The following is a 2,492-nucleotide window of genomic DNA, read 5'->3' as shown; positions in this document are numbered from 1 at the left end:
GGCGCACGCACATCTTCAACCCCTCGGCGTTCTCGCTGGGACTGTTTTCGCTGGCGCTGATCGCAACGGGGACGAGCGATCTGACGTGGGGGCAGGACATTGCCACCACGCTGACCTTCGTTCCCGCGATCTACCTGCTCCTGTTCGGGCTCGGCCTGGTTGTGATGTACTTCTTCCGGGTCACCCTCGTGTCGGGGCTGGCCGCGGCCGCGCTCTTCGGGCTGAGCGCGCTCTACGGGGCGGCGACCGGGGTCCCTTACTTCATCGACTCCGAGATTCCGGCCGCCGTCTTCCTGGGGCTGCACCTGCTGGTCACGGACCCGTCGACCTCACCCCGCACACGCACCGGCAAGGCCATCTTTGGAGCGCTGTACGGCGCTGGGGTCTTCGGGCTGTTCTGGTTTCTCGAGGCCGTGGGTGCCCCGACCTTCTACGACAAGCTGCTGTGCGTGCCGCTGCTCAACCTGAGCGTGCCCCTGATCGACCGCTTCGTGCGCTCGCTCCAGAGCCGTCCGCCCATCCGGCGCCTCACCGAGGTCCGATGGGCGACGGCCAACCTGGTGCACATGGCGGTGTGGACAACCTTCTTCGCCGCCATGACCGCGACCGGGCGGACCGATGGCCGCCACCGGGGCGACATGCTGCCGTTCTGGCAGGAGGCGTGTGAGGAGGGCCGGGCAGACGCCTGCGAGCGGCTGGTGCAGATCGAGGCGAGCTACTGCGCCGACAACGCGGGCTGGGCGTGCAACGAGCTGGGCGCGCACTACGTCGAGGGCCGGATCGTGGAGCCTGACGCGGAACTGGCGCTTGGCTTCTTCGCGCGGGCGTGCGAGGCGCAGTTCCAGGCCGGCTGCGTGAACCTGCTCAATCCCTCGGTGGTGAGTCGCGCGCCGCCACGCCCGCTGGATCTCAGGCTGCTGTTGCGGCAGGGGGGCCTGAACCTGATCGACATGCCGGAACCGGCGCTTTACGAGCGCGCCTGCAGCCACGGCTGGGCGTTTGCGTGCGAGCGGCTGGGGATGGAGGTGCAATGAGCGGTGGGGCGGGGGTGCAATGAGATTGGGAATCGAGGCCCGATGAGGCTCCTGGCGGCGTTCGCGGCGGCGGGCCTGATCCTGGTGGGCGTGTGCCTGGACTATCGCCATCAGACGGCTCGGGCCGGATCCGGGTCATTGAACTCCGGGGGAATCGCTCCGGTTCCTGCCGAATCCGCAGCCCTCGCTCTCGAGCTTCCGGGCTACCGCGCCGATCTGGGCCATCTGCCGGACAGCCCGCTGCTCGGCTTCGTGGAGATCGCCGACGGACCCTTCCTCATGGGGAGCGATCCCGCCATTGACACCCTCGCCTACGACGTCGAGCGCTGGAGCGCCGATCGGCCGCAGGGCGTCGTCGATGTCCCGGCGTTCTTCATCGGCCGCAGCGAGGTGACCGTGGCACAGTTCGCGGCCTTCGTCGAAGCCGCCGGTCACGAAACCGACCCGCAGGCTCTCGCGGGGCCCCTGCTCCATCCCGTGTCCCTCGTCTCCTGGCCCGACGCCCTGGCGTACTGCCGGTGGCTGGAGGAGCTTCTGCGCGAGTCCCCGGCGACGCCGGCGGAGGTGAGGAGCCGACTCGCCGGCGGCTGGCGCGTGACGCTGCCGAGCGAGGCGGAGTGGGAGAAAGCGGCCCGTGGGGGCGACGGACGCATCTTCCCTTGGGGAAACGAGTTGCGGCGGGACAGGGCGAACTTCGCGACGGGCAGGACCGCGCCCGTGGGAGAGGTGGACTGCCCGGAGTGCGCTCACGGGTTGCGTGACATGAGCGGCAACGTCTGGGAGTGGACCCGCAGCCCTTGGCAGCCCTACCCCTACGACGAGACGGACGACCGGGAGGGGCTCGAGGGCGACCCGCTCTGGGTGATGCGGGGCGGATCCTTTGCCGATCCCGTTCGCAATGTGCGCGCCGCCATCCGGGGCGCCGCAGGGCCGGACGTGAGGCGCGAGTTCATCGGGTTTCGCGTGGTGATTGCGCGGCGTTGATGTGTGGTGGGCGAGTACTCCACGCCTTGGGCCGCGCGTTTCACGGCGACAAAACAACGAGTGGACGCTTTTCTCCACCGCACGCATCCATTGCTGGATGGCGTTTCGGGTAGCGGCGTAGCCCGTTACCGTGCTCCGTCCCGGTCGCGATCCGTCCGGATCGTCTCCGTGCTGTCAGTGCCGGATTGAAACCTCTGGCGCGAGGCCCGGGCCCGTTCGGCGAACCTCTTCTTCTCAGCCGCGGATCGCTCTTCACGCACTATAATCTGAGCCATCGTGCCTCCTCAGAGGTTCAGCCAGTAGTTCACCTTGATCAGGAAGATGTTGTCCGGGCGGATGCGCACGAGTTCGCCGGCGTCGTAGCGGAAATCGAAGTCGCCGATGCCGTCGGACGCTAGCGGGTCCCAAGCGTCCCGCAGTGCGCGGTGGTAGCGGCGCTGCTGCCACACCAGGAAGAGCGTCGAGCCGGGGCTC

The 2,492-nt window shown here is 68.5% G+C and carries 3 protein-coding genes; 2 read left to right on the top strand and 1 reads right to left on the bottom strand.

Translation table 11 applies throughout. The annotated features are described in order from the left end of the window. Both OXU32_00675 and OXU32_00670 read left to right on the top strand, forming a co-directional pair. Nucleotides 1–1,034: RnfABCDGE type electron transport complex subunit D (locus tag OXU32_00675; GenBank protein ID MDE0072484.1), on the top strand; the 1,034-nt coding region annotated here is incomplete at its 5' end. A gap of 42 nt (nt 1,035–1,076) precedes the next feature. Further along, nucleotides 1,077–2,018: an SUMF1/EgtB/PvdO family nonheme iron enzyme gene (locus tag OXU32_00670; GenBank protein MDE0072483.1), complete on the top strand. Its 942-nt coding sequence runs from the start codon at nt 1,077–1,079 to the stop codon at nt 2,016–2,018. A gap of 284 nt (nt 2,019–2,302) precedes the next feature. On the opposite strand, the gene OXU32_00665 is transcribed toward OXU32_00670, so the two are convergent. Then, the coding region (locus OXU32_00665) for a hypothetical protein (protein ID MDE0072482.1) at nt 2,303–2,492 on the bottom strand (190 nt) is incomplete at its 5' end.

It is taken from the genome of Gammaproteobacteria bacterium (genome assembly GCA_028819075.1).
In the GTDB taxonomy this organism is placed as follows: domain Bacteria; phylum Gemmatimonadota; class Gemmatimonadetes; order Longimicrobiales; family Gaopeijiaceae; genus BD2-11.
The sequence above is the reverse complement of the archived record's forward strand: the minus strand, read 5'-3'. Positions and strand labels throughout refer to the sequence as shown.

Excerpts from the sequence above, each read along its gene's own strand:
- OXU32_00670 (MDE0072483.1), top strand. The coding sequence starts at position 1,077 with ATGAGGCTCCTGGCGGCGTTCGCGGCGGCGGGCCTGATCCTGGTGGGC.